Below are 25686 nucleotides of genomic sequence, written 5' to 3' on the forward strand. Positions count from 1 at the left end.
GTTACTGAACGGCTTCGATGCGCTTGATCAGGTCGGCGTAAGGCGCGCCGTATTTTTCCCGGACCGACGCGGTGGCTTCATAGAAAGGTTTTTTGTCGACGGTGATGAACTCGACGCCGGCGGCCTTGAGTTTTTCTTCGCTGCTGGCCGACTTCGCATCCCACAGTGTGCGTTCCTGGGCCTGTGCGGCTTTGGCGGCTTTCTTCACCAGCACTTGCTGGTCGGGGCTGAGTTTTTCCCAGGTGATTTTCGACATCACGATTGGCTCGGGCAGGATCAGGTGCCCGGTCAGGCTGTAGAACTTGGCGTTCTGGTAGTGGTTGTGTTCGAGCAGGGTCGGCGGGTTGTTTTCCGCGCCGTCGATCACCCCGGTTTGCAAGGCACTGAAGATCTCGCCGGTGTCCATCGCGATGCCATTGCCGCCCATGGCATTGATGGTGTCGATGAACATCGGGTTGCCCTGCACGCGGATCTTCATGCCTTTGAGGTCGGCGAGGCTGCGAACCGGTTTCTTGGTGTAGATATTGCGGGTGCCGCCATCCATCCAGGCCAGGGCGACCAGGTTGAATTCGGAGTGGGTGATCTTGTCGAGGATTTCGTCACCGACTTCACCGTCGATGACTTTGCGCATGTGCGCCTGGTCGCGGAACACGAACGGCATGTTGAACACGTTCACGTCCGGCACCACCGGCCCGACGATGCCGAGGCTGACCCGGGCCATTTGAATGGCGCCGACCTGGGCCTGTTCGATGACTTCTTTTTCCGAACCAAGCACACCGCCGGCGAACATCTTGAACGTCAGTTTGCCGTTGCTGTCGGCCACCAGGGTTTTACCCAGTTGTTCTTCGGCGATTACCGTCGGGTAACCGGCGGGGTGAATGTCGGCGAATTTGATTTCCAGCGCCTGGGCGGCGCTGCTGAGGGTGAAGGTGAGTGCTGCAGTGATGGGAAGTGCAGCGGCGAGCAAGGTGCGTTTGAAAGCCATGGGTTGCGTCTCCAGTCTTGTTGTTTTTTTTATTCAAGGCACAGCGATGCAGCAGAGGGGTTACAGCAATTCGTTGAACACCGGCTCGGGCAAGCCTTTGACGCCGGAGTTGAGGGCAAACACGCCGCCGGCCAGCGACTGTTCGTCATGGTCGTCGGCGGGGCGGATCGAGGTCACAAACAGCATGTCGAGCTGACTGCCACCGAAGGCGCACATGGTCGGTTTCTTCACCGGCACGGGAAGCGAACGATCCAGTCGGCCATCGGGAGTGAAACGGTGAATCAGCCCGGCGTCATTGGCGCAGATCCAATAGCAACCGTCGGCATCCACTGCCGCCCCATCGGGGCGGCCAAGGAAGTGATGCATGTCGACGAACAGCCGACGGTTAGACGGCGTGCCGCTGTCGATGTCGTAATCGAAGGCCCAGATCTGCTGCACATTGGGGTGCGAATCCGAGAGGTACATGGTCTTGCCGTCCGGGCTGAAACCCAGGCCATTGGGCACGATGAAACCGCTGAGCCGGGCGTCGAGCGGCCCGCGTTGCCTGGCGCTGTAGCGATAGAGCGTGCCGTCGGAAGCGTTGGCGCTCATGTCCAGCACCATGCTGGCGGCCCAGAAACGGCCCTGACGATCGCAGCGGCCATCGTTCAGGCGCATGTCGGGGCGGGCGTGATCGACGTGGGCCAACAGTTCGCTGTCGAGGCTGCCATCGTTGTGCGGGTGCAGGTGAAAGAATCCGCTTTCCATGCCGGCGACCCAGCCACCCGCGCTGTGCCGAGCGATGCAGGCGAGCATTTGCGGGGCTTTCCAGGCGTGAACGTGCCCGCTGTCGGCGCTCCAGCGCTGTAGCCCGCCAGCTGGAATATCGACCCAGTACAGGGCGTTTTCCTCAGGGACCCACACCGGGCTTTCACCGACCGCATTGCGGGCATCGACAATCAATTCGGCTTGCATGGCAACGCATTCCCTTGGCTTTGTTATGTGGGGATTGGCGAGGGCTCAGTCGCCGAACGGCCCGGCCGCGACAAAGGCACCGCCCTGATAAACCCGGGCCGGATCATCCTCGGCAGGCATGGGTTGGGTTTCGACTTTTTCGCGGAACACTTCGGAGGTGTCCTGTGGCGCAAAACCCAGGTGTGCGGCGAAACGGTTGTCCCACCACACGCTCTGGTTGTCGGACATGCCGTACACCACGGTGTGGCCGATATTGGGGGTGTACAACGCGCGTTCGAGCAGTCGGGTCATGTCGTCGAAGCTCAGCCAGGTGCTCATCATTCGACGGTTCTGTGGTTCCGGAAACGAGGAGCCGATGCGGATGCTGACGGTTTCGATGCCATAGCGATCGAAGTAGAAACTGGCCATGTCTTCGCCGTAGGACTTGGACAAACCGTAATAGCCATCCGGGCGGCGAGGGGAGTGGGCGTCGAGGGTTTCGTCCTGCTTGTAAAAGCCGATGACATGGTTGGAACTGGCGAAAATCACCCGTTTCACACCGTGGCGACGAGCCGCTTCGTAGATATGGAACACGCCGCAGATGTTGGCGCCGAGAATCTCTTCGAACGGACGTTCTACCGACACGCCGCCGAAGTGCAGGATCGCGTCCACGCCTTCGACCAGTTGATGCACCGCTTGCTTGTCGGCGAGGTCGCACGGCATGACTTCTTCGCGATCATCCATGGCTGGCGCCATGTCGGCGATGTCCGACAGACGGAGGACGTTGGCGTAAGGTCGCAGGCGTTCGCGCAGGACTTTACCGAGGCCACCGGCGGCACCGGTCAGGAGCAGGCGATTGAAGGGGGATGTGGTCGTCATGTAAATACCTGAACAGAAAATTTATAGTTATTGGTTGTTGTAGGTTGTCGTATGACTTGGTGGAATATTGTTGGGCTTTCTGGTGCTTGTCAACGCGACTTTGGTTGAAATTGACGGAGGGTCATGTTCATCCAGTGAGTGCACTGAACCTGTGGCGAGGGAGCTTGCTCCCGCTGGACTGCGAAGCAGCCCCCAAACCAGAAGTTCAGGAACATTCAGAGATCCGGGAGCGCTTCGCACTCCAGCGGGAGCAAGCTCCCTCGCCACAGGGTTCTATGCAGCTAGCAATGTCCGCCTTACAACAACGAAATCGGGTAACTGATAAAGATCCTGTTCTCATCGAATTCATTGGTGCTGAAATCGCGGCGGATGGTCGCGTTGCGCCATTTGACGTTGAGGCTCTTCAGCGCGCCGCTTTGCACGGTGTAGGCCAGTTCCGATTCGCGGCCCCATTCCTTGCCATCGGTGATCGCCCCGGTGTGCACGTTATCGCCGCTGATGTAGCGATTCATCAGCGTCAGGCCGGGAATGCCGAGGGCGACGAAGTTGTAGTCGTGGCGCACCTGCCAGGAGCGTTCCTTGGCGTTGTCATAGCTGGCGTTGTAGCTGTCATTGGCCAACGTGCCGCCGCTGGTGCCATTGACGCGCATCCAGGCGCTGTCGCCGCTGAGTTTTTGCAGGCCGACATAAAAGGTGTTGCCACCGTATTTGGCCGAGAGCAGGGCGAACGCGGTTTTGTTGTCGAGGTCGCCGGCCAGCGCGCTGCCGTCTTCTTTGCCAATGAAGTAACCGAGGTTGGCACCCAGGGTCCAGTCACCCATGGGCTGGCTATGGCTCAGGTTGAAATACTGCTGCTGATAAATATCGCTGAGTTCCGCGTACCAGACGCCGACCTGAGTACGTTTTTCATTGAACGCATACTCGCCGCCGCCAAAGTTGAAGCGGTCGGAGGTGAACGCGCCTCTGCCGTTCATCGACATGTCTTCCATGCTCGCGTCGTTGCGCGGGCTGTTGCCGCGGAACTGACCGCCGTAGAGCGTCAGGCCGCTGAGTTCGGTGGAGGTGACCTGACCGCCGCGAAAGGTTTGCGGCAGCGAGCGACCATCATCGGAGCGCAGGATCGGCAGCACCGGCATCCATTCCCCGACCTTCAATTCGGTTTTCGACACCTTGGCTTTCAGCGCCACACCCAGACGGCCGAAATTGTCGGCGGGGCGGCCGTCATCATGGATCGGCAGCAACTGCGTACCGCCCGTGCCCTTACCGCCGTCGAGTTTCTGCGAGTACATGCCGAGCACATCCACGCCGAAACCGACGGGGCCCTGGGTGAACCCGGATTTGGCGTCGAGGATGAAGTTTTGCGTCCACTCTTCAGCCTTGCCCTGGGCATTGTTCGGGTTGGTGAAGTTGCGATTGATGTAGGCGTTGCGCAGGTTCAGCGTGGCCTTGGCGTCATCGACGAAACCTTCGGCCTGGCTGGTCATGGGCAGGGCGAGGGCCAGGCTGCTGCAACCGATCAGACTGAGAGTATGGCGACGGACGAAGGTAGGGCGAAGGGTGCTGGCGAAGGAATTGCGGGCGAATCTGCTCACGATAACGCTCCCTTGTTTTTTGTTGTTTTTATTCTTGTTATACGTCGTCGTACAACATTGGCGGCGATTATTTGCGAGGCTTTGAGGGAATGTCAATCACAAGTTATACGATGACTTGTCCATCAGCATTGACTGTCACCAAGCCGCAAGACCGCTGTATGAAGTTTCGTTTTCCCCTGTCGCCCCGATCCAGAGCGGGTGCTAGTCTTGACCAACGCTGTTGTCAGGGAGCCCTCATGGGCAATCACAAGATCGAGATTCGTCGCAGTAACGTCGAAAAAATTCTGCTGGGGGCCGAAAAAGTCTTTGCCGAAAAAGGTTTCGGCAGCACTGCCATGGCCGACATCGCTGCCGAAGTGCAATTGCCGCGTTCCAACCTGCACTACTACTTCAGCACCAAGAGCGAGCTGTACAGCGCGGTCTTGCTGGGTTTGCTGGAGGTCTGGAAGCAGGACGCCTCGTGCTTCGAGATGTTCGACGACCCGCGAGTGGTGCTCAGCAGCTACATCCGCGCCAAGATGAACCATTCCCGCAGCCGACCGTACGGTTCGAAAGTCTGGGCCAACGAAATCATCCACGGTGCGCCGACGCTGGGTGAGAAACTGGACGCCAGCCTGTACGACTGGGCCAAGATGAAAGAAGCGAAAATTCGCCAGTGGGTGGAGGACAAACGCATCCTGCCGGTGGAGCCTTCCAGCCTGCTGTACATGATCTGGGCTTCAACCCAGCACTACGCCGACTTCGATCACCAGGTGAATATTCTTAATGACCACCAGCCGCTGTCGGACATGCAGTTCGAGCGGGCGGTGCAGACGGTGACCAGTGTGATCTTGCGGGGGATCGGGTTGGAGCCATAAATCAAGGGATCGCAGCCTCGTTTCACTCGACAGCTCCTACAGGGTTACGCATTTCTCTGTAGGAGCTGTCGAGTGAAACGAGGCTGCGATCTTTTGAATTTCAACGATCAAACAGCAACGTGGTACGGATTCCTCGGATCATGGTTCCAGTCCAGGAACGGCTTGCCCGTATCCATCGGCACCATCTCGATGCAATCCTGCACCGGGCACGTGATCTGACACAGATTGCACCCCACACACTCATCATCGATCACTTCATATTTATGCGTCCCGTCCGCCTGCTTAAGGCTGGCAATCGCCTGGTGCGAGGTGTCTTCGCAAGCGATGTGGCAGCGACCGCAACCGATGCACGCCTGCTGATCAATCTTCGCAATCACCTGATAGTTGATGTCCAGGTACTTCCAGTCCGTGGTATTGCCCACCGCTCGCCCGGAAAACTCCGACACGCTGGCGTAGCCCTGACTGTCCATCCAGCGTGACAAGCCGTCCTTCATCTCCTCGACAATCCGGAAACCATGCAGCATGGCCGCCGTGCACACCTGCACCGAACCGCTGCCCAGCGCAATGAATTCCGCCGCATCGCGCCAGCTGCCGATGCCGCCGATACCTGAGATCGGCAGGCCTTGGGTCTGTGGATCGCGGGCGATTTCGGCGACCATGTTCAAGGCAATCGGCTTCACCGCCGAGCCGCAATAACCACCGTGGGTGCTTTGGCTGCCCACGGCTGGGTTGGCGACCATGCGTTCCAGATTGACGCTGGTGATTGAGTTGATGGTGTTGATCAGCGATACCGCATCGGCCCCACCCCGGTAAGCGGCACGGGCGGCGACACGGATGTCGGTGATGTTCGGCGTGAGCTTGACGATCACCGGCAGCGAGCAATACGTCTTGCACCAGCGGGTGACCTGCTCGACGTATTCCGGCACTTGGCCGACCGCCGCGCCCATACCCCGTTCCGGCATGCCGTGGGGGCAGCCGAAATTCAGTTCAATGCCATCGGCTCCGGTGGCTTCCACCAGCGGCAGGATGTTTTTCCATGACTCTTCGACGCAGGGCACCATCAGCGACACGATCAGCGCGCGATCCGGCCAGTCCTTTTTGACCTGGGTGATTTCCCGCAGGTTGATCTCCAGCGAACGGTCGGTGATCAGTTCGATGTTGTTAAAACCAAGCACCTCCCGATTAGCCCCGAAGTGTGCCGAGTAACGCGACGATACGTTGACCGCCGCCGGGTCCTCACCCAGGGTTTTCCAGACCACGCCGCCCCAGCCAGCCTCGAACGCGCGAACCACGTTGTAGGCTTTATCGGTCGGTGGCGCAGAGGCCAGCCAAAACGGATTGGGGGCTTTGATGCCGGCGAAGACAATCGAGAGATCGGCCATTTACGCAGCCTCCACGTTGAGCATGAGTTGAGCGTTGATGGCCTCGGCGGCCAGCTTGCCGTGCTGCACGGCCTGCACGGTGAGGTCCTGATCGAGGCTGGTGCAATCGCCGCCGGCATACACGCCGGGAATGCTGGTGCGCAGCTGTTCGTCGACGAGGATGCGGTCGCCCTGACGCTTGAGTTCACGGGCCAGCGGATCGGCGAGGGCGCTGTTGTCGAAGGTTTGGCCGATGGCTTTGAAGATCGCGTCGGCGGCCAGTTCGAAGGTTTCGCCGGTGGTTTGCAGTCGACCTTCCACCAACCGGGTGCGGGCAAAGCGCATGCCGCGCACCTGGCCATTCTCATCGAGCAGGACTTCGTCGGGTTGTGCCCACGTCAGCAGCCGCACCTGATTGGCCTTGGCGATGTCCTGTTCGTGACCGGTGGCGCCCATGTCCTCGACGCCGCGGCGGTACACCAGATTCACATCGCGTGCGCCGAGGCGAGCCATTTGCACGGCCATGTCGATGGCGGTGTTGCCGGCACCGAGCACAATGCAGTGCTCGGCCAGTGGCAGTTGCGTCAGGTCATCGGCCTGGCGCAATTCGCGGATGTACTCGATGGCGGCGAGCAGGCCGGGCGCATCCTCGTGAACCAGACCCAACTGTTTGCTGGCGGCCAGACCAAGGCCGAGGAACACCGCGTCGAATTGCTGATGCAGTTCGCTGAGGGTCAGGTTGTCGCCGAGTTTCTGGCCGTGGCGGATTTCGATCCCGCCGATCCCCATCAGGAATTCAAGTTCCTTCTGCGCGTAATCGTCCACCAGTTTGTACTTGGCGATCCCGTATTCGTTGAGGCCGCCAGCCTTTTCCCGCGCCTCGAAAATCACCACGTCATGGCCATGCATGGCGCTGCGGTGCGCGCAGGACAAACCGGCTGGCCCGGCACCGACCACAGCAATGCGCTTGCCGGTTGCCGCGGCGCGCTGAAACGGGTGTTCGCTGAAATGGGCGTTGTCCACGGCATAGCGTTGCAACAGGCCGATCAGCACCGGCGCGCATTCCTGGGCGTTATTGCGTACGCAGGCCTGCTGGCAAAGAATCTCCGTCGGGCAGACCCGGGCGCAACTGCCGCCGAGGATGTTCGCCGAGAGGATTTTTTGCGCCGCACCCTGAACGTTCTCCTGATGGATATTGCGGATGAACGATGGAATGTCGATGTCGCTTGGGCAGGCATTCACGCAGGGCGCGTCGTAGCAATACAGACAGCGCGAGGCTTCCAGATGGGCCTGACGGTCGTTGAGCGGTGGCGCCAGATCGGTGAAATGGCCGGCGAGGGCGGCCGCGTCCTCATGGGGATGCGGGAGGTGGTTCAAGGTCTTGATCACGGTGGTGGCCTCACGGTTATTTGAGGTGCTGCCTCTGGTGGGCATTGGTTTTTACGCATCATCCTGTGGCGAGGGAGCTTGCTCCCGCTGGGTGGCGAAGCCGCCCCGATTCCTGACAATTCGGTAGTCCTGACACTCCGAGTCGACTGGTTTTGGGCCTGCTGCGCAGTCCAGCGGGAGCAAGCTCCCTCGCCACAGGTGGTCAGGTCAGCGTTTCACTGCCGTCGGCTTGTTCATCTCAGCCCGCTTGCTCAGCAAATCAAACACCGCCGGATACGCCGGCCGTTCGACATACCGACCGGCACCACGCTCGGCCCGCAAATCACCATCGGCCCACACCACGCGGCCCTGGCTGACGGTGTGGCTCGGCACGCCGCGCACGGTCTTGCCTTCAAAAATATTGAAATCGACTTGCTGGTGATGGGTCTTGGCAGAAATCGTCCGCGTACCTTGCGGATCCCACAGCACCAGATCGGCATCGGCGCCCACGCGGATTGCCCCTTTGCGCGGATAGAGGTTGAAGATCTTCGCGGTGTTGGTGGAGGTGAGGGCAACGAAGTGCTGCATCGACAAACGCCCGGTGTTGACCCCTTCATCCCAGAGCACCGCCATGCGGTCTTCGATACCCGCGGTGCCATTGGGGATCTTGCTGAAGTCGTCACGGCCGGCGGCCTTCTGCTCGGCGCAGAAGCAGCAATGGTCGGTGGCGGTGGTATGCAGGTTGCCCGCTTGCAGGCCATGCCAGAGCGCCTCTTGATGGCCGCGAGGACGGAAGGGCGGGCTCATCACGTAACCGGCGGCGGTCTGCCAGTCCGGGTGTTGATAAACGCTGTCGTCCAGCAGCAGATGCCCGGCCAGGACTTCGCCGTAGACCGGTTGGCCTTTGGCGCGGGCGTAGGTGATTTCGTCGAGGGCTTCCTTGGTCGAGACGTGCACCAGATACAACGGCGTGCCAAGGGTTTCGGCGATGCGGATCGCCCGGCTCGCGGCTTCACCTTCCACCTGCGAAGGCCGCGACAGCGGATGCGCTTCCGGCCCGGTCATGCCCTGGGCCATCAACTTGCGTTGCAGGTGATAGACCAGCTCGCCGTTTTCCGCGTGCACGGTCGGTACCGCGCCCAATTCCAGACACCGCTCGAAACTCGCCACCAGCGTATCGTCGGCGGCCATGATCGCGTTCTTGTAGGCCATGAAGTGCTTGAAGCTGTTGACCCCGTGATGGCTGACCAGCTCGGCCATTTCTTCGCGGACCTGCTCGCTCCACCAGGTGATGGCGACGTGGAAACCGTAGTCCGACGCCGACTTCTCCGCCCAGCCGCGCCATTGATGAAACGCCTCCATCAACGATTGCTGCGGGTTGGGAATCACGAAGTCGATGATCGAGGTGGTACCGCCGGCAAGCCCCGCCGCGGTGCCGCTGAAGAAGTCCTCGCTGGCCACCGTGCCCATGAAGGGCAGCTGCATATGAGTGTGCGGGTCGATGCCGCCGGGCATCAGGTATTGGCCGCTGCCGTCGAGCACTTCCGCATCGGCGGGAACATCGAGGTTTTCACCGATGGCTTTGATCACGCCGTCGGCGCAATAGACGTCGGCGCGATAACTTTCATCATGGGTAATAACGGTGGCGCCACGGATCAACAGAGACATTCCGAGTTCCTCGCAGGCATTGACCGACTGATGCCGGTTCTAAATGTTTTATATGAAGCAGACGCCAATCGGTGTATTCCTGTCAGCGCTGTCAAGAATAAACGCTAGCTGCAGTTTGTCGATTGAGCAAGAATATTTTTTATAAGCTTATGACTGATTTAACTTGTTGAAAAATAACGATTTAAACTGGAAATCACCAAAATGGTGAGGCCTCTCACCATTTTGACGCACTTGACAGGTTCGAAATATGGTCAAGATTTTCTATGTGAAATCAGCTGCTTGAGGATGGTCTATGGTTGATGCGCAATCTTTCAAAAAAGATCGACGCACCAGATTGAGTCCTGACTGTTCGGACAACTTGCCTGACATTCGGCCTGAGTGGCATGGCAACTCACCGCGGATTCAATAGCTGGCTAAATAAAGCTGATTAATATCAGTTGGTTAGCGAAATTTTATGGCACTGCCCGATGCGCTAGCGGGGCACCCGGCACGTTTATTGATGCCGCCGCTGACACCTTGGCCGGTCCATGAAAGTTGTCAGTTTCTCCGGCCATCGTCGGGCCTGCGCACTTTGCGCCAGCCCCTGATGAGCAAAAATAATCAAAAGAACAGTGGAGCGGCCATGCAACAGATCAGATCGCAAGTGACCGAGCGCGACGGCTTGTTTGAGCTCGAAGCCGGCAGCGACGTGCTTGACAGTCCCCGTTACAACCACGACATGGCACCGACCAAGGTGCGCGAACGAACCTGGAACAAATGGCACATCACTGCGCTGTGGGTCGGCATGGCGATCTGCGTGCCGACCTACACCCTCGGCGGCGTGCTCACCGCTTATTTCGGCCTGAGCGTCGGTGAAGCGCTGCTGGCGATTCTGTTTGCCAACATCATCGTGCTGATCCCCCTGACCCTGAATGCCTTCCCTGGCACCAAGTACGGCATTCCGTTTCCGGTGTTGCTGCGCTCGTCCTTCGGCATCCTCGGCTCCAACATTCCGTGCCTGATTCGTGCCCTGGTGGCGTGCGGCTGGTTCGGCATTCAGACGATGTTCGGCGGGCTGGCGATTCACCTGTTTCTCGGCTCGGTGTTCGATGGCTGGAAAGCCCTCGGCGGCACCGGTGAAGTGATCGGCTTCATGCTGTTCTGGGCCTTGAACCTGTGGGTGGTGATTCGCGGCGCGGACTCGATCAAATGGCTGGAAACCCTTTCGGCGCCGTTGTTGGTGCTGGTGGGTGTGGGGCTGCTGGTGTGGGCGATGCCGAACGTATCGATGACTGAATTGATGGCGATCCCGGCCAAGCGTCCGGAAGGGGCCAGCGTGGTCAGTTACTTTGCCGCCGGGCTGACCGCCATGGTCGGGTTCTGGGCGACTTTGTCGCTGAACATTCCGGACTTCAGCCGCTACGCGAAAAGCCAGAAGGATCAGATCGTCGGGCAGATCATCGGCTTGCCCTTGACCATGTTCCTGTTCGCCTCCCTTGGTGTGGTGATGACGGCTGCCTCGGTAAAACTGGTCGGCGTTACTGTCTCCGATCCGGTCACGCTGATCGGCCATATCCAGAGCCCGGTCTGGGTCGCCCTGGCCATGGCGCTGATCATCATCGCCACGTTGTCGACCAACACTGCAGCCAACATTGTTTCGCCGACCAACGATTTTCAGAACGTTGCGCCCAAGGTCATCAACCGCACCAAAGCGGTGATGCTCACGGGTTTGGTCGGGTTGGCGCTGATGGCTCATGAATTGTTGAAAAAACTCGGGCTGATCGTCTCGGATTTGAGCCTGGAGACGGTGTATTCCAACTGGTTGCTGGGCTATTCGAGCCTGCTGGGCCCGATCGCCGGGATCATGGTGGTGGACTATTTCCTGATCAAGAAACAGCAACTGGATTTGGCCGGTCTCTACCGTGATGACGTTTACCCGGCGTGGAACTGGTTCGGTTTTATCGCGTTCGGCGTGCCGGTAGCGTTGACTCTGCTGTCGCTGGGCAGCGATGCGTTCAGCTGGTTCTACAGCTACGGCTGGTTCACCGGCTCGGCCCTTGGTGGGCTGATTTATTACGGGTTGAGTGTGATGCGGCCGAGTCCTACGGCCGTGAAATCGGCGGTGTGAGGGGTGACCCTTTCGCGAGCAAGCCCACATTTGGAATGCATTCCCCCCGTAGGAGCTGCCGAAGGCTGCGATCTTTTGATCTAGCTTTCCGGCGGCCCCAAAAAGATCGCAGGCTTCGCCAGCTCCTACATTTGGAATGCATTCCCCTGTGGGAGCGGGCTTGCTCGCGAAGGTGGCCTCAAACACACCAAAAATTCGCCTGAAGAACCTATAACAACTGCCTGAGGAGATCACCATGAACGCTGCCATAGACGTTCTGCAATCCACCCATCAGCACATCAACAGCGACCGTCTGTGGCAGTCGCTCATGGACTTGGCCAAACTCGGTGCCACGGTCAAGGGCGGTGTCTGCCGGCTGGCCCTGACCGACCTCGACCGCCAGGCTCGGGACATCTTCGTGAACTGGTGCGAGGAGGCCGGTTGCACCATCAGCATCGACGCGGTCGGCAACATCTTCGCCCGCCGTCCGGGGCGCAATCCGAACCTGCCACCGGTAATGACCGGCAGCCACATCGACACCCAACCCACGGGCGGCAAGTTCGACGGCTGCTTCGGCGTGCTGGCCGGGGTCGAAGTCTTGCGCACCCTCAATGACCTGGGCGTGGAAACCGAAGCGCCGCTGGAAGTGGTGGTCTGGACCAACGAAGAAGGCTCGCGCTTCGCCCCCTGCATGATGGGCTCCGGCGTGTTCGCGGAAAAATTCACCCTCGAAGAAACCCTGGCCAAGGTCGACGCCCAGGGCGTGACCGTCGGTGAAGCCTTGAACGCCATCGGCTATGCCGGGCCGCGCAAGGTCAGCGGCCATGCCGTCGGCGCGTATTTCGAAGCTCACATCGAGCAAGGCCCGATTCTTGAGGATGAGCGCAAAACCATCGGTGTCGTGATGGGCGCCCTCGGGCAGAAATGGTTCGACCTGAAACTGCGCGGCGTCGAAGCCCATGCCGGTCCGACGCCGATGCACCTGCGCAAGGACGCTCTGGTTGGCGCTTCGGTAATCGTCGGCGCGGTCAATCGCGCCGCCCTCGGCCACCAACCCCACGCCTGCGGCACCGTCGGCTGCCTGCAAGCCTACCCCGGGTCACGCAATGTGATTCCCGGTGAAGTGCGCATGACCCTGGATTTCCGTCATCTGGAGCCCGCGCAACTCGACTCAATGATCGCCGAAGTTCGCGAAGTCATCGAAACCACCTGCGAGGAACACGGCCTGACCTTCGAACTGACCCCCACCGCCGACTTCCCGCCGCTGTACTTCGACAAGGGCTGCGTCGAAGCGGTACGCGGCGCCGCTCAAGGTCTCGGTCTGTCGCACATGGACATCGTCAGCGGAGCAGGGCATGACGCGATCTTCCTCGCCGAACTCGGCCCGGCCGGGATGATCTTCGTGCCTTGCGAGGGCGGCATCAGCCACAACGAAATCGAAAACGCCGCGCCCGATGATTTGGCCGCCGGATGTGCGGTGTTGTTGCGGGCGATGCTGGCGGCTTCGGATGCGATTGCCAGCGGCGAACTTGCGGCTTGAAGATCAAAAGATCGCAGCCTGCGGCAGCTCCTACATTGATCGGGTACACCCGTGATCATGCGGATACATCCTGCCTGCGATCTTTTGATCTTCCGCCGTGGCCGCCGAAAAGATCGCAGCCTGCGGCAGCTCCTGCATTGATCGGGTACACCCGTGATCATGCGGATGTACCCAATTCCTGTAGGAGCTGGCGAAGCCTGCGATCTTTTGATCTTGACCCTCTCAAATCCAAATGGCATCCCACAACGGATAATCACCCACCCGTTTCACCAATCCCGCGCGCAACGGATTCATGATGATGTAACGCGCTGCATCCTTGATGTCTTCATCGCGACGCAAAGCCCGATCGTAATATCCTCGTTGCCATAATCGGCCTTGGCTGCGACGCACAAGGTTGATCGATCGGCTGCTTCTGGATTTGATGCGGCACATCAGTTCGGCCAAGGTCCCGTGCTGGAGCTCCAATAACCAATGCAGATGATCCGGCATCACTACCCATGCCATCGAGTTGACCATCGGGGCTTGATCGGCACAGCGCAGTTGGTCGACCAGAAGCCGTCCCATCCGCCAATCTGCGAATACCGGCTCTCGTTGATGAACGACGACGGTCAATAGATAAATACGACCAGATTCGGAAAATCGAGCCTTGCGCAGGCGACATCCTTTTGCAGCGATAGCCATTCCTTGGCCTCCATGAGGTGTGTTGTCAGATAAACGTTAGTCGTTAGCTTGAGTGGCGTGGATGAAAGCGTTTTCGGAATATTTCGAAGCCGTCGAAAAGATCGCAGCCTTCGGCAGCTCCTACATTGACCGAGCACGCATGTCATCACGCGGGTGTACGCAACCGTGACTGGGTACACCCGTGATCACGCGGATGTACGCCCTCCCGTAGGAGCTGGCGAAGCCTGCGATCTTTTGATCTTCTGGTCCCGGCACCCGCTTCATTCGCACTATCAGAGCCCCCAGCGGTCGTAATCTTCACAGGGCCGCGCGTACCGGCGCCGCCGCAACCGTGGAGTTCCAATGAGCCAGGACGTCCTGACCACCGAAACCAATCGCCGCCAGTTGCAGCAGATCATCGCCGGTCTGTCCGACGGGGTGATTTTGCTGGAACTCGACCAGACGATCCTGTGGGCCAACGACGCCGCGCTGACCATGCACGGGGTCAGTCGGATCGGTGAGCTGGGCGCCAATGCCAAGGAATACGCGAAGCGGTTTGCCTTGCGCTATCGCAACAATCACCCGGTTGCGACGCAGAATTATCCGATCAGCCGCGTTGCCCGCGGCGAGATGTTCAGCGATGTGCTGGTCGAATTGACGCCAGTCGAAAACGACGAACGCACCTGGGTTCACAGTGTGCGCAGCATGGTGCTGGCCGACCACACCGGCGAGCCGGAGTCGTTGGTGCTGATCATGAACGATGTCACCGAGTGGGCCAGCGCCGAGCAGCGTTTCGAAAAGACCTTCAATGCCAACCCGGCCCCGGCGGTGATCTGTCGCCTCAGCGATTTGCGCTATATCAAAGTCAACCAGGGCTTCCTGGAGATGACCGGCTATACCCGTGATCAGGTGATCGGTGCTTCGACCTATGAACTGGATGTGCTGGAGCGCGCTGAAAACAAGGACCTGGCCAAGCAGCGTTTGCGTGACGGGGCAACCATTCCGCAGATGCAGGCCGAACTGCAATTGCCCGACGGTGGCAGCAAACAGGTGATCGTTGCCGGGCAACCGCTGGAGCTCAACGACGAAGCTTGCATGCTGTTTTCCTTCGTCGACATGGAGCTGCGGCACAAGGCCGAAACTGCCCTGCGCCTGAGTGAGGAACGGTTTGCCAAAGCCTTTCGCCTCACCCCGGTGCCGATCCTGGTATGCAGCGCCGACGATCAAGTGGTGATGGATGTCAACGAAGCGTTTCTCGATACCCTCGCGTGGCCGAGTGAAGAGGTGCTCGGCAAGACCGTGGCGCAACTCGGTTTCATCGATGACGCAGGCGCTCGCACGCGATTGTTTGCGGCCCTGGAAAAAAACGGCAGGGTGGATCGCGTCGATCTCCGAGTGCGCAGGAAAGATGTGGGGCTGATCGATTGTGCAATTTCGGCAGACACCGTGAACATTCAGGACAGTCTTTGCTACTTGCTGGTGTTGATGGACATTACGGAGCGCAAACGCACCGAGCTGGAACTGGTGTCGGCCATTGAAGAGGTGATGAAAGACGCCTCCTGGTTCAGCCGCACGCTGATCGAAAAACTCGCCAACGTGAAGAACGTCAGTTCACCGCAGTTGCCCGCTGTGTCGTTCACCGAACTGACCGCGCGAGAGCGCGATGTGCTCGGTTTGATCTGTGAAGGCCTGGCCGACAAGGAAATCGCCGCACGCCTGAAACTGGCGCCTAATACGGTGCGCAATCATGTTTCGACGGTGTATTCAAAACTCGACGTGCACAGCCGCAGTGAGGCGATTGTATGGGCTCGCGAACGGGGTCTGTTCTCCAGCGAGAGGCGGCCCAAGGGGCAACGTTAAGATGCAAATGCACTAGTCGGCATGGTGCATTTTGATGTTCTGCTCAGAGGCTGGTTTTTCTAGGCTGTGAGGGTGCGATACGTGGCTTCGGGTCGGTATCGCGTCCTATTCGATGCAGCTAAAGGAACAGCCACATGGGTGCGAACAATTCAAGCGTGGAGTCGATTTCAGGTGGTCGCCAAGGTGAATCGGGATGAATCATCTGGCGCAATTGCGTATGCAACTGGAGCGCAGTTTTTCGCCGTTGGCCTGTGAGTGCGCGCTCACCGGGGATAATTCGTTGACGGTGAAGCTTTATCATCCGGCGACGGGGCAGGTGGATCTGGTGGTCAGCGGCTTGAACATGTCGACTCTCAGGACGCCGGAGGCGTTGACGGCGTTGATTGAAGAGTTGCAGTACGAGCTTGAGAGCATTGGTCTGCATCGGTCCAGTGCTTCGTAGGCGCTGGTTTGTTTCCCGCTGCTTTTTCTGGCATTGGCGGGTGGCTGGGCTATAAGGAATGCGAGGTATTTCTTTTCTGTGACGGGGCCGCAGGTAGGCGGTGTGGTTTTTGTGTCGCGGAAAATGTCGATTACTCACCGCGGGTCAGCCTATGAACAGTCTTGGGATACGTATTTTTTCGCCACTGTCGCTCGTACTCTGCACGGCGATTCTGGGTGGTTGCGCCAGTCCGCCACCACCGCCACCCGCTGCGCCACCACCGCCACCGGTTCGTACCTGTCAGACCTCCGAAAACACCGATGTACAGGGTGACATGAGGGCTGAAGGGCAGGTGACGCGGACCACCACCCTGACCCGTTGCGTCACTCAGTAAGCAATGGCGTGCACCGCCAGTTGCCCACTGCGCGACTGGCGGGCGTGGCCCGAGCGGTGATTCAGACGTCCTCGATCCTGACCCACCGCGACTCGCGTGCCGCCAGACGAATCGCTGTCGCCAGGCGTTCGACTTCCCATGCTTGCTCGAAATCCGTCCCGTCCTGACCGAGGCCTGCCAGTGCCATCACCAACTCATGCACTTCCAGAGTCTTGAGTTCGTTGTAACCCAACTGATGCCCCGGTGCCGGGCTGAAGGCGGCATAACCCGGTAAATCCGGCCCTGCCAATAGCCGTTGAAAACCGCCTTGCCCTGCGCGATACATCCGCAGTTCGTTCAAGCGTTCCTGATCGAACGCCAGGGTGCCCCGGGTGCCGCTGATTTCAAAACTCAGGTGATTCTTGTAACCGTGTTTGAGCCAACTGCTGCTGAACGTGCCTCGCGCGCCGTTGGCGAACCGCAGCAACGCGTGGACCTGATCGTCGACCGCGACCTCGCGTCGTTCCTGGCCACCTAACGTAACGGGGCGTTGCGCATGCACGGTCTGGGTGTCCGCGCATACTGCCTCGATTTCGCCCAGCAGATGACGGGCCATGGCCAGCAAGTGACTGCCCAGGTCCGCCAAGGCACCGCCGGCGTAATCGGCGTCACAGCGCCAGGACCAGGGTGAAACGGGATCGGCCATGAAATCTTCGCTGAATTCGCCCTGGAAACTGATGATCTGTCCCAACGCTCCGCTTTGAATCAAATCCCGAGCGAGGCCGATGATCGGGTTGTGCTGGTAGTTGTAGCCGACCCGCGTCACCACGCCCGCAGCTTTGGCGGCCAGGCGCATGGCGCTGGCCTGTTCGAGGTTCACCGCCAGCGGTTTTTCGCAGTACACCGGCTTGCCGGCGGCGAGGGCGGCCATGGCCATGGGGTAGTGCAGATGATTGGGAGTGGTGATGGCGATCAGATTGACCTTGGGGTCATCAATCAGCCGTTGCCAGTCGTTGTGAGCGGCATCGAAGCCCCACGCGTCGGCGCAGTGCCGGGCGCGCTGCGGATCGGCGTCGGCGAGGGCGGCGAGATTGAGCTTCAGCGGCAGTTCAAAAACGGCGCTGACATTGCGAAAGGCCAAGGCGTGGGCGCGGCCCATGAAACCTGTGCCGATAAGTCCGATACCGAGTTCGCGCATAGCCGGGGTCCTTTGGATTTTTATTTTCAGGAGGGCTATTTATGGAATAAATATTCCCAATATGCAAATGGTGGAATAAATATTCTTATATTGGATCCGATACTGCCTGTGTAAAACCAATCCTCATGTAGGAGCTGCCGAAGGCTGCGATCTTTTGATCTTTAACGATTCAACTGACGCCATAGATCAAAAGATCGCAGTCTTCGGCAGCTCCTACACGGGGTTGGTGTGCTCGCGTGAGAAGCAAAAAAGGCAGCCATTTGGCTGCCTTCGGTTTATTCGCAGAACCCAATCAGGACAAAAACCCACCATCCACATTCAACGAAACCCCAGTCGTGTAGCTCGACGCATCACTGGCCAGGTATAAAACCGCGCCGGCCATTTCACTTGGGTCCGCTACACGCTTGAGCGGAATCTGCTGCAGCGCCGTTTGCAGTATGGCGTCGTTTTTCACCAGCGCCGAAGCGAACTTGGTGTCTGTCAGACCCGGCAGCAAGGCGTTGCAACGGATGCCGAATTGCGCGCATTCCTTGGCGAAGACTTTAGTCATATTGATCACTGCTGCCTTGGTCACTGAGTAGATGCCCTGGAAGATCCCCGGCGAAATACCATTGATCGAGGCGACGTTGATGATGCTGCCGCCGCCGTGCTCGCGCATCAGCTTGCCGGCTTCCACCGACATGAAGAAGTAGCCGCGAATGTTCACGTCGACGGTTTTCTGGAAGGCGCTCAGGTCGGTGTCCAGTACGTTGCAGAACTGCGGGTTGGTCGCCGCGTTGTTGACCAGAATGTCCAGGCGCCCGAACTGTTCGCGAATACCGGCGAAGACCTGGGTGATCTGTTCCATTTCACCGATGTGGCAGGCGATGGCGGTCGCTTTACCGCCGGCGGCAATGATCGCATCGGCGACGTGCTGGCAACCGTCGAGTTTGCGGCTCGAAACGATGACGTGGGCGCCTTGTTGCGCCAGCAGTTTGGCGATGGCTTCACCAATGCCGCGGCTGGCGCCGGAGACGAAAGCGATCTTGCCGTCGAGGTCGAACAACTGAGTCTTGGACATGATTTTTCCTTGTTATGGGCCCGATCAGCGGCCGTGATCAGAGACTGGATTTATCAATGACTTGCAGGCTCATCTGCTCCAGCAGTTTGTTCATGTGAATGAACTGCGCGAAGCGTTTGTCCTGGGTCTGACCATGGAAGAACCGGTAGTAGATCTGCTGCACGATGCCGGCCAGGCGGAACAGGCCGTAGGTGTAGTAGAAGTCGAAATTGTCGATCTGGATGCCCGCGCGTTCGGCGTAGTAATCGACGAATTCACGGCGAGTCAGCATGCCGGGAGCGTGGCTCGGCTGACGGCGCATCAATTGCACCGGCGCTGGGTCGTCGGCTTCGATCCAGTAGGCGAGGGTGTTGCCCAGGTCCATTAGGGGATCGCCGAGGGTGGTCAATTCCCAATCCAGCACGCCGATGATCTGCATCGGATTCTCGGGGTCGAGGATCACGTTGTCGAAGCGGTAATCGTTGTGGACGATGCTCGATGTCGGGTGGTCGGCCGGCATCTTGTCATTGAGCCAAGCCTTCACCGCTTCCCACTTCGGTGCATCCGGGGTCAGGGCTTTTTCGTAACGCTCGCTCCAGCCTTTGATTTGCCGCGCGACGTAACCTTCGGGCTTGCCGAGGTCGCCCAGGCCACAGGCCTTGTAATCGACCCGGTGCAGTTCCACGAATTTGTCGATAAAGCTTTTGCACAGGGCTTCGGTCTTCGCAGAGTCAAGGCCCAGTTCCGGCGGCAGTTCGGAGCGCAGGATGATCCCCTTGACCCGTTCCATCACATAAAACTCGGCGCCGATCACTGACTCGTCAGTGCAGTGCACATAGGTTTTGGGGCAATAGGGAAAGCCGTCCCGCAGCTGATTGAGAATGCGAAATTCGCGGCCCATGTCGTGGGCGGACTTGGCCTTGTGGCCGAACGGAGGCCGACGCAGGACGAACTCCTGTTCGGGGTATTCCAGCAGGTAAGTCAGGTTCGACGCACCGCCCGGAAACTGGCTGATTTTCGGTAAGCCGCTCAGGCCCGGAATGTGCGCCTTGAGGTATGGATCGATCAGGCTGGCATCGAGTTCTTCGCCGGAGCGGATACGGGTGGACTGGTCAGTAAGCGCCATGCTTATCCCTTCTGCTTATTTTGGAGGCCAGACATCATTGGCTAATCTAATGGTGCGCCGGGGTAGCCACAAGCGCGGCACGGTCTTATAGGTTAGCGTGTTGCCGGACAATCAGCGTTCCTGATGTGCGCGAACCGGCTCGGCGGACTATGGTTCAGGGAAGTCGCTTCCAGGAAGGAGATTCGACATGGGCTGTCCGCAAGTTTGCGCCACCGCGACCCTGCAATGCAGTTTCGGCGCGGCACCGGCGGTACTCAACGTGCTGCCGGTGAATCGCACGCTGACCGGGGGCATGCCGGCGGCGAACATCATGGATCACATCCCGTTGGTAAACATCATGCCGTTCGGTACATGCATGAGCATGGCCAACCCGATGGTCGCGGCCGCCACCGCCGCGGCGCTTGGCGTATTGACGCCGATGCCCTGCATCCCGGCCACCGCCACCCCGTGGATCCCCGGCGGCGCGCCGACCCTGCTGCTGGGCGGCATGCCGGCTATCGATGCCAACAGCACCCTGATGTGCAACTGGGCGGGGGTGATAAAAATCGTGATGCCGGGACAGATGCAGATGCTGATTCCCTGACCGCCAACGATCAAACTGTGGGAGCGGGCTTGCTCGCGAAGGCGGCGTGTCAGGCGACATCGATGTTGAATGTGCCGGCCTCTTCGCGAGCAAGCCCGCTCCCACAGGGGATCTTCTGTGAATGCAGTATTTGTGAACAACAGTGATCACTGTGGGAGCGGGCTTGCCCACGATAGGGCGTCCCAGCCAATGTAGAGCTTCAGGCTTGCGTAGGATCACTCCACCGCCTGAACCACCAGCGCACCCTCGAAATCGGCTTGCCCTCGGCATCCAGCGGTCGCCCATCGCTGGCAAAACCCTGTTCCGGTTCGAGCAACTGACCATTGAGATATCGAGCCTCGACGGCAGTTTTGCCGTTGGGATGAAAGCGCTGATAGCGCCCCTCGCGCACACCATCGCGGTAAAACTCCGCCTCGGCCAGTTGCCCGTCGGGAAAGTAATTGAACGCCTCGCCATGCAGCAGCCCTCGGCGGTAAGTCGCCTTGCGCTGCAGCCAGCCTTGCGGCGCATAGAAACTCGCGACCCCCTGCAGCTTGTCACGAACAAACGGCAGCTGCGCCGAGATCTTGCCATTGGGGTGGTAAAGCAGGGTAGTGCCTTGCAGCTCGCCCTGGCTGTAGTGCAAATCGGCCTGCGCGCGCCCGTCATCCTTGATGTGCAACGCACCGTCGAGCTGGCCATCGAGCAAACGGCCTTTGAGTTGTTTATCGTTCTGCTGCAAATCCAGCGGCGTGATGGCCATGGGTTCTCCTTGTCAGTTGACCTGCACCAGACCACCCTTGATCGTCAGCATGCCGCCACCGTCCACGGTTTGCGAAGCGGCGCCTTTGTTGGTCAGACTGATCCCGGCATCGTTGGTCATGGTCGTGCCGGCCTTGTTCTCCAACGAAGTGCCGGCCTGATTGCTGAGGGACGTACCGGCCTTTTGGCTGATCGAAGTGCTGGCCTCCGCCGCCAGGTCTGCACCGCTCTTGATCGCAAAACTGCCGCCGCTTTGCAGGGTCAGGGTACCAGTCACCTTGATGGTCAAATTGCCGTCCACCGTCAGGCTGTAATCGCCAGTGACCTTGTGCGTGTAGTTGCCACCGGTGCTGTGAGTCTGGTCCGCGCCCACGGTCACCGTGCGACTGTCCTTCACATCCAGAGTGTCGCTGCCCGTCTGGATGGTCACGCTGCGTTTGCCTTTCTCCAGGGTCACGGTCTCGTCGCCTTCCTTCACCGTACGCGTGCGGGCATTCTGTACGGTCAGGGTTTCGTCATGGCCGACCGTGGCGGTGGTGTCGTTGAGCACGTTGATCTTCAGATCTTTCTGCGCCTGGAGAAACACCTCCTCGGCGTCCTTCTTGTCCTCGAAGCGCAACTCATTGAAACCGCCGCCGCCCTTGGACGATTGGGTCTTGATCCCGGACTGGGTCTGATTCGCTGGCAGCGCATAGGGCAGGGCGTTGTCACCGTTGTAGACGCAACCGGTCACCAGCGGCCGATCCGGATCGCCGTCGATAAAGGTCACGATCACTTCCTGGCCGATCCGTGGCACGAACTGCATGCCGAAACCCTTGCCACTCCAGGGCAGTACCACCCGCACCCAGCAGGAACTGGCTTCGTCGTTCTTGCCGTCGCGATCCCACGGGAACTGCAACTTGATCCGGCCGTATTCGTCAGTCCAGATTTCCTCGCCGGACTTGCCGACGACGATGGCGGTTTGGGTGTGCATTCGCGGCTTCGGTGTGGTTCTCACCGGGCGAAAAGGTGTGGCTTTGGGGATGGCTTCGAAGCGATTGCGATAACTGTCATGGCTGGCTTCGTGAGTTACCGCCGTTACCACCCAATCGATATTCAGGCTCGCGTCATCATGACCGGCGAGGGTGAACCAGTGTCCCGGCACCAGCCAGCGGCAGTCGCTTTCACCCACGAAGCGCTTCTCCTGACTGCGCAATCCATCGACCCGCTGCTTGGTCAGCGCATCGCCGCGCGCTTTGGTGTTGTAGCTACCGGGGTGCTCGTACATCGACCGTGGCCCGGCGACTGCTTCGGCCTGGCTGTAAAGCGAGGTGGTCGGGGTGGTGAACTCGTAATCCGTCGCCTGATACACCCCGGCCACCGCTTGTACGCAGACCTGGCCGGAGCGAATGCCGTGCAGTTCTCGCTCACCCAACTGCTGGCCGAGATAGTTCACCTTGGGTCCATTGGGGATTGGCACAAACGCATCGTTGCTGTCACCCAGCACCAGCGTGTGTTTGCCGTCCTCGTGGGTGAAAAACCAGAAAATCCCTTCCTCTTCCAGCAACCGTGAAACGAAGGCGAAATCGGTTTCGCCGTACTGCACGCAGTATTCGCGTGGGGTGTAGCTACCGCTCAACGACAGCTTGAAATCGGTGAAACCGTGGGCCTTGAAAATTGTGGTGACGATGTCTGAGGTGCTGAGGTTCTGGAACACCCGGTTGTTGCTGGCCAGGGTCAGCCACCACAGCCATGGCCGTAGTACAAGCTGATAGCGCTCTGCGGTGGCGTCGGCGGGGAGTTGGCGGATTTCTGCGACCAACGCATCCATCGGGCGGGTGAGGGCGTCGTTGTGCAGGGTGGTGGTGACGTGGGTGGCGACGGCGGTGTTCAGGGTGAGGGAAGTGCCGTCGTTGAGGCCGTTGAGGGTTTGCGAACTCAGTGCATTGAGCGATTCTTCACCGGAGAGCGACTCAGGATAAAGCGCCGACAGCGAGGGGGCGGTGAGGGAGAGGGTGGTGTTGCTGTCAGTGGCGCGGGGCATCTGGAACGCCTCGGAAAAGAAAAAGTCGATAGTGGAGATGAAAATTTACTACCGCTAAATATTCTTAATAGTTACTCATGTTGCCGTACCCGAAAGAGGTAGTCGCATTTGAAAATAGGCTCTGGCTGTTCGCTGCGGCTTGATAAATCCCAGGGCAGTTGTAGTCTCTCAATACCGTCATGCGAATGATTTTGGTAAAACCCTGTGATCCGTAAAGCGAATTAAAGATTACGCCCTTGACAGGTGGCGAACTATTAATCATCGCTTTGAGAATTTTCTTCGGCATCTCCTGGCTGGTTTGTCCGTCGATGTGGGTTTTTTTTCCAGCCGCCATTTTTAGTAAACAGTTGAACAACCATTGAGATGACATCTGCTCTCCCGTTTTCGTGAGGCCTAAATGCGCACCGGAACTGCCCTTGGATTCGACGATGTAATAGGCGGCTACGTCTCCGGTTTTCACGTCACGGCGTACCCATATCTGATCAATGCCATGTGGGCGGGTGTTTCCACTGGATTTTCCCATTTTCATCTGAAAGTCAGGTCCCATCACCGTGAGAAACAGTTTGGTTGCTGCATAATCACCTCTTGCTTCTGTTCTTTTCTCTTTTTTTGATAGATCACTGCCCAGGCTTTGATAATGTTTAATTATCCTGCTGGCAGATTTTGTTCCATTTGAAACAGTCCGGTCATGTACGAAACTCGGGACGCTTTCGTCATACCAGACTGCTGTTTGTAATTTTAAATAATGCGCTTGGTTGTAGTTTCTCAATTGCATGAGGTGGGAACTGACGGTTGAGCACAGATTTTCTCTGTTAAGGAGTCCTTTGATATGGGCTTTGGTTGTTTCCCAGTTTTGAATAAGCCATTCAGCATTAGGCTGGTATTCACCCAAGAGTATTTCAGACGCTCTTTTTTCTTTGGCTATTGTGAATTTTGCATCCCTTTCGAGGGCAGTGGCGATTTGTATTTGCGTGTCGTTATCAAGAAGTATTAGTTGGCCCGCGTTGTCTGGGCTGGAAGTGTCGGCGTAACGATTGAGGTAGGGCGTGATTATTTGATTTTCTCTCGAAGGGTTGACCATACCCAGGGTGCCGAGTGGTGTGTAAGGGTAGCGCTGGGAGGATAGGCACAGTGGTCGAGGGTCAAGCTCCGAAAATTGACTGTCAAAATGCAACTCCTGCTCCATAAGAATGGATCTGGTCTTCGGGAGTAGAGCGAACAATCGCTGGTTAAAATTATCCTTTATATTGGTATAGCTATTCAAAGTATTCATGGTCGCCTCCCTGTGGGAACGTTAAGGAATGACGTGCTGGTCATCGTCTAACTGGATGGGTCAACTGCCGAACCAAAGCTTTCCAGGCTTGCCGTGGAAAAAACTGTTGATGGGTTGTGGTTTGCCATCTCTTATCTTGTCTATTTCCGAGATAGGATTACGCACCAAGCGGGCAGGATTGGTTGGCACCGTACCCCAGCGATGATCTGCAGCGGTATCTTTGGCATGAGTCTGTATCGAACCCGTGTACCAATCTGTAATGACTGTATCTTTTACTCCGCTTGCGATATTGAATTCTTCCTTGGTTTGCAGCCAACCGCGATTTTTATAGCGGTGAAAAAGGTAGTTAGAGACGAAGTGTTCGGGCAGAGGCTGATCAGTCTTGGGTTTTTTTCCAAATAGGTAATCGCTGATCACCTGAGGGGATCGATAGCTTTGCGACTCGAGTGTTTCATCGTTAGTGAATTTTTCTGTGGCATATCCGTTTAAGTCTGTCGGAAAACAATCAGCCAGCCACTGCCAGAGTAACAACGAAGCCTTGCCGGGCTTATCGTTTTGTGAGGGCGCGCGATAATCTGAGGTATAACTATAAAGCCGGGGGATTTCCGCGACCGTGCCGAGTAAACCATTGGCAATGGTCAGCCATTGCAAACTGTGTGTGTGCTCGCCGTGGCGGGCATCCATACTGTCTTTCCAGAACAGGCTACTGCGTAGAAGTTGACCGAGGAAACCATCACCACCAATAAGACGGACGGCAATGGGTAGCCCTCGCTCCGACGTATCATTGCGCACGTTGTCGTGGTATCGAAATCCGTATTGGGAGGCGACCAGCCCCATCGCTCGAGTGAACTTGTTCGGGGTCATGGGAGTAAGCCTTCGATAATGCTCCCAAATTTTTGCTGATACGGCGGTCAGGTTGTTTTGAAAAAGCAAATCGTTGCAAAGAAAGGCCGCGATTTGCGAATAGGCGGAGTAAAAAAGCTCTTCGTCTAGTGGCGCGTCAGCGGTTTTTCGCACGCCACCTTCAGATTTGGTGAAGCGAAATCCATTGGCTCTTAAACTAGCCTCGGCCTCTACGGCGTTGGCGTATTTTGTGTTGGCCATAATGTTTTCCTTCTAG

The 25686-nt window shown here is 58.3% G+C and carries 22 protein-coding genes; 7 read left to right on the forward strand and 15 right to left on the reverse strand.

Annotated elements, in window-relative coordinates:
* Nucleotide 1: 1 nt before the first annotated feature.
* From ABH909_RS15825 to ABH909_RS15840, 4 genes are all read right to left on the reverse strand, one after another.
* Nucleotides 2–985 carry a TRAP transporter substrate-binding protein gene (locus ABH909_RS15825; protein WP_429434736.1) on the reverse strand — a complete coding sequence of 328 codons (984 nt, stop codon included), beginning with the start codon at nucleotides 983–985 and terminating at the stop codon, nucleotides 2–4.
* Nucleotides 986–1045: 60 nt separating this feature from the next.
* The gene (locus ABH909_RS15830) at nucleotides 1046–1939 is read right to left on the reverse strand and encodes an SMP-30/gluconolactonase/LRE family protein (RefSeq protein ID WP_429434739.1); all 894 of its coding nucleotides are present in this window, start codon (nucleotides 1937–1939) and stop codon (nucleotides 1046–1048) included.
* A 45-nt stretch (nucleotides 1940–1984) separates the two neighbouring features.
* Nucleotides 1985–2797 carry an NAD-dependent epimerase/dehydratase family protein gene (locus ABH909_RS15835; protein WP_429434741.1) on the reverse strand — a complete coding sequence of 271 codons (813 nt, stop codon included), beginning with the start codon at nucleotides 2795–2797 and terminating at the stop codon, nucleotides 1985–1987.
* A gap of 296 nt (nucleotides 2798–3093) precedes the next feature.
* Nucleotides 3094–4389, reverse strand: a complete 1296-nt coding sequence (locus ABH909_RS15840; protein ID WP_429434743.1) for an OprD family porin — start codon at nucleotides 4387–4389, stop codon at nucleotides 3094–3096.
* Nucleotides 4390–4625: 236 nt separating this feature from the next.
* Here ABH909_RS15840 and ABH909_RS15845 point away from each other — a divergent pair, with 236 nt between their 5' ends.
* Complete coding sequence (locus ABH909_RS15845; protein WP_429434746.1) at nucleotides 4626–5246, forward strand: TetR/AcrR family transcriptional regulator; 621 nt, start codon at nucleotides 4626–4628, stop codon at nucleotides 5244–5246.
* 107 nt (nucleotides 5247–5353) lie between these two features.
* On the opposite strand, the gene preA is transcribed toward ABH909_RS15845, so the two are convergent.
* The 3 genes from preA to hydA form a co-directional block, all read right to left on the reverse strand.
* A complete protein-coding gene (gene preA, locus ABH909_RS15850; protein ID WP_218396353.1) occupies nucleotides 5354–6628 on the reverse strand; it encodes an NAD-dependent dihydropyrimidine dehydrogenase subunit PreA in 1275 nt (424 codons plus the stop codon).
* Nucleotides 6629–7996: an NAD(P)-dependent oxidoreductase gene (locus ABH909_RS15855; protein WP_429439936.1), complete on the reverse strand. Its 1368-nt coding sequence runs from the start codon at nucleotides 7994–7996 to the stop codon at nucleotides 6629–6631. It abuts the gene before it with no gap.
* A gap of 207 nt (nucleotides 7997–8203) precedes the next feature.
* A complete protein-coding gene (gene hydA / locus ABH909_RS15860) occupies nucleotides 8204–9643 on the reverse strand; it encodes a dihydropyrimidinase (RefSeq protein ID WP_429434749.1) in 1440 nt (479 codons plus the stop codon).
* Between the two features lie 622 nt (nucleotides 9644–10265).
* Here hydA and ABH909_RS15865 point away from each other — a divergent pair.
* Nucleotides 10266–11750 (forward strand): NCS1 family nucleobase:cation symporter-1, encoded by a 1485-nt coding sequence (locus ABH909_RS15865; protein WP_218396349.1) that lies wholly within the window; start codon nucleotides 10266–10268, stop codon nucleotides 11748–11750.
* Nucleotides 11751–11985: 235 nt separating this feature from the next.
* A complete protein-coding gene (locus ABH909_RS15870; protein WP_429434751.1) occupies nucleotides 11986–13269 on the forward strand; it encodes a Zn-dependent hydrolase in 1284 nt (427 codons plus the stop codon).
* Between the two features lie 222 nt (nucleotides 13270–13491).
* Here ABH909_RS15870 and ABH909_RS15875 read toward each other — a convergent pair whose 3' ends face one another.
* Nucleotides 13492–13950, reverse strand: coding sequence for an REP-associated tyrosine transposase (locus ABH909_RS15875; protein ID WP_429434753.1), 459 nt, complete (start codon nucleotides 13948–13950; stop codon nucleotides 13492–13494).
* Between the two features lie 342 nt (nucleotides 13951–14292).
* On the opposite strand from ABH909_RS15875, the gene ABH909_RS15880 reads away from it, so the two are divergent.
* From ABH909_RS15880 to ABH909_RS15890, 3 genes are all read left to right on the forward strand, one after another.
* Nucleotides 14293–15789, forward strand: coding sequence for a PAS domain S-box protein (locus ABH909_RS15880; protein WP_429434756.1), 1497 nt, complete (start codon nucleotides 14293–14295; stop codon nucleotides 15787–15789).
* 193 nt (nucleotides 15790–15982) lie between these two features.
* Nucleotides 15983–16231, forward strand: coding sequence for a DUF1652 domain-containing protein (locus ABH909_RS15885; protein ID WP_429434759.1), 249 nt, complete (start codon nucleotides 15983–15985; stop codon nucleotides 16229–16231).
* Between the two features lie 151 nt (nucleotides 16232–16382).
* On the forward strand, nucleotides 16383–16604 hold the full coding sequence (locus tag ABH909_RS15890) for a hypothetical protein (RefSeq protein ID WP_429434761.1): 222 nt from the start codon (nucleotides 16383–16385) through the stop codon (nucleotides 16602–16604).
* Between the two features lie 61 nt (nucleotides 16605–16665).
* Here ABH909_RS15890 and ABH909_RS15895 read toward each other — a convergent pair whose 3' ends face one another.
* From ABH909_RS15895 to ABH909_RS15905, 3 genes are all read right to left on the reverse strand, one after another.
* Nucleotides 16666–17781: a Gfo/Idh/MocA family protein gene (locus ABH909_RS15895; RefSeq protein ID WP_429434763.1), complete on the reverse strand. Its 1116-nt coding sequence runs from the start codon at nucleotides 17779–17781 to the stop codon at nucleotides 16666–16668.
* A gap of 292 nt (nucleotides 17782–18073) precedes the next feature.
* On the reverse strand, nucleotides 18074–18841 hold the full coding sequence (locus ABH909_RS15900) for an SDR family oxidoreductase (protein WP_305449435.1): 768 nt from the start codon (nucleotides 18839–18841) through the stop codon (nucleotides 18074–18076).
* Nucleotides 18842–18878: 37 nt separating this feature from the next.
* A complete protein-coding gene (locus ABH909_RS15905; protein ID WP_429434766.1) occupies nucleotides 18879–19946 on the reverse strand; it encodes a phosphotransferase family protein in 1068 nt (355 codons plus the stop codon).
* Between the two features lie 187 nt (nucleotides 19947–20133).
* Here ABH909_RS15905 and ABH909_RS15910 point away from each other — a divergent pair, with 187 nt between their 5' ends.
* Nucleotides 20134–20529, forward strand: coding sequence for a DUF4280 domain-containing protein (locus ABH909_RS15910; protein ID WP_095635005.1), 396 nt, complete (start codon nucleotides 20134–20136; stop codon nucleotides 20527–20529).
* 199 nt (nucleotides 20530–20728) lie between these two features.
* On the opposite strand, the gene ABH909_RS15915 is transcribed toward ABH909_RS15910, so the two are convergent.
* The 4 genes from ABH909_RS15915 to ABH909_RS15930 all read right to left on the reverse strand — a co-directional run bounded on the left by ABH909_RS15915 (nucleotide 20729) and on the right by ABH909_RS15930 (nucleotide 25670).
* Nucleotides 20729–21271, reverse strand: coding sequence for a toxin-antitoxin system YwqK family antitoxin (locus ABH909_RS15915; RefSeq protein ID WP_429434769.1), 543 nt, complete (start codon nucleotides 21269–21271; stop codon nucleotides 20729–20731).
* Nucleotides 21272–21283: 12 nt separating this feature from the next.
* Nucleotides 21284–23293 carry a type VI secretion system tip protein TssI/VgrG gene (gene tssI, locus ABH909_RS15920; protein ID WP_429434772.1) on the reverse strand — a complete coding sequence of 670 codons (2010 nt, stop codon included), beginning with the start codon at nucleotides 23291–23293 and terminating at the stop codon, nucleotides 21284–21286.
* 64 nt (nucleotides 23294–23357) lie between these two features.
* Nucleotides 23358–24566, reverse strand: coding sequence for a hypothetical protein (locus ABH909_RS15925; protein ID WP_429434774.1), 1209 nt, complete (start codon nucleotides 24564–24566; stop codon nucleotides 23358–23360).
* A 60-nt stretch (nucleotides 24567–24626) separates the two neighbouring features.
* Nucleotides 24627–25670, reverse strand: coding sequence for a hypothetical protein (locus tag ABH909_RS15930; protein WP_429434776.1), 1044 nt, complete (start codon nucleotides 25668–25670; stop codon nucleotides 24627–24629).
* Nucleotides 25671–25686: the final 16 nt, after the last annotated feature.

The organism is Pseudomonas sp. BS3782 TE3695 (assembly GCF_050435305.1).
In the GTDB taxonomy this organism is placed as follows: domain Bacteria; phylum Pseudomonadota; class Gammaproteobacteria; order Pseudomonadales; family Pseudomonadaceae; genus Aquipseudomonas.

Bases quoted from the DNA above. Each gene is read 5' to 3' on its own strand.
- ABH909_RS15930 (WP_429434776.1), bottom strand. From the start codon at position 25,670: ATGGCCAACACAAAATACGCCAACGCCGTAGAGGCCGAGGCTAGTTTA.
- tssI (WP_429434772.1), bottom strand. From the start codon at position 23,293: ATGCCCCGCGCCACTGACAGCAACACCACCCTCTCCCTCACCGCCCCC.
- ABH909_RS15905 (WP_429434766.1), bottom strand. From the start codon at position 19,946: ATGGCGCTTACTGACCAGTCCACCCGTATCCGCTCCGGCGAAGAACTC.
- ABH909_RS15830 (WP_429434739.1), bottom strand. From the start codon at position 1,939: ATGCAAGCCGAATTGATTGTCGATGCCCGCAATGCGGTCGGTGAAAGC.
- preA (WP_218396353.1), bottom strand. From the start codon at position 6,628: ATGGCCGATCTCTCGATTGTCTTCGCCGGCATCAAAGCCCCCAATCCG.
- ABH909_RS15885 (WP_429434759.1), top strand. From the start codon at position 15,983: ATGAATCATCTGGCGCAATTGCGTATGCAACTGGAGCGCAGTTTTTCG.
- ABH909_RS15900 (WP_305449435.1), bottom strand. From the start codon at position 18,841: ATGTCCAAGACTCAGTTGTTCGACCTCGACGGCAAGATCGCTTTCGTC.
- ABH909_RS15915 (WP_429434769.1), bottom strand. From the start codon at position 21,271: ATGGCCATCACGCCGCTGGATTTGCAGCAGAACGATAAACAACTCAAA.
- hydA (WP_429434749.1), bottom strand. From the start codon at position 9,643: ATGTCTCTGTTGATCCGTGGCGCCACCGTTATTACCCATGATGAAAGT.
- ABH909_RS15835 (WP_429434741.1), bottom strand. From the start codon at position 2,797: ATGACGACCACATCCCCCTTCAATCGCCTGCTCCTGACCGGTGCCGCC.
- ABH909_RS15845 (WP_429434746.1), top strand. From the start codon at position 4,626: ATGGGCAATCACAAGATCGAGATTCGTCGCAGTAACGTCGAAAAAATT.
- ABH909_RS15895 (WP_429434763.1), bottom strand. From the start codon at position 17,781: ATGCGCGAACTCGGTATCGGACTTATCGGCACAGGTTTCATGGGCCGC.
- ABH909_RS15825 (WP_429434736.1), bottom strand. From the start codon at position 985: ATGGCTTTCAAACGCACCTTGCTCGCCGCTGCACTTCCCATCACTGCA.
- ABH909_RS15870 (WP_429434751.1), top strand. From the start codon at position 11,986: ATGAACGCTGCCATAGACGTTCTGCAATCCACCCATCAGCACATCAAC.
- ABH909_RS15880 (WP_429434756.1), top strand. From the start codon at position 14,293: ATGAGCCAGGACGTCCTGACCACCGAAACCAATCGCCGCCAGTTGCAG.
- ABH909_RS15875 (WP_429434753.1), bottom strand. From the start codon at position 13,950: ATGGCTATCGCTGCAAAAGGATGTCGCCTGCGCAAGGCTCGATTTTCC.
- ABH909_RS15925 (WP_429434774.1), bottom strand. From the start codon at position 24,566: ATGAATACTTTGAATAGCTATACCAATATAAAGGATAATTTTAACCAG.
- ABH909_RS15865 (WP_218396349.1), top strand. From the start codon at position 10,266: ATGCAACAGATCAGATCGCAAGTGACCGAGCGCGACGGCTTGTTTGAG.
- ABH909_RS15910 (WP_095635005.1), top strand. From the start codon at position 20,134: ATGGGCTGTCCGCAAGTTTGCGCCACCGCGACCCTGCAATGCAGTTTC.
- ABH909_RS15890 (WP_429434761.1), top strand. From the start codon at position 16,383: ATGAACAGTCTTGGGATACGTATTTTTTCGCCACTGTCGCTCGTACTC.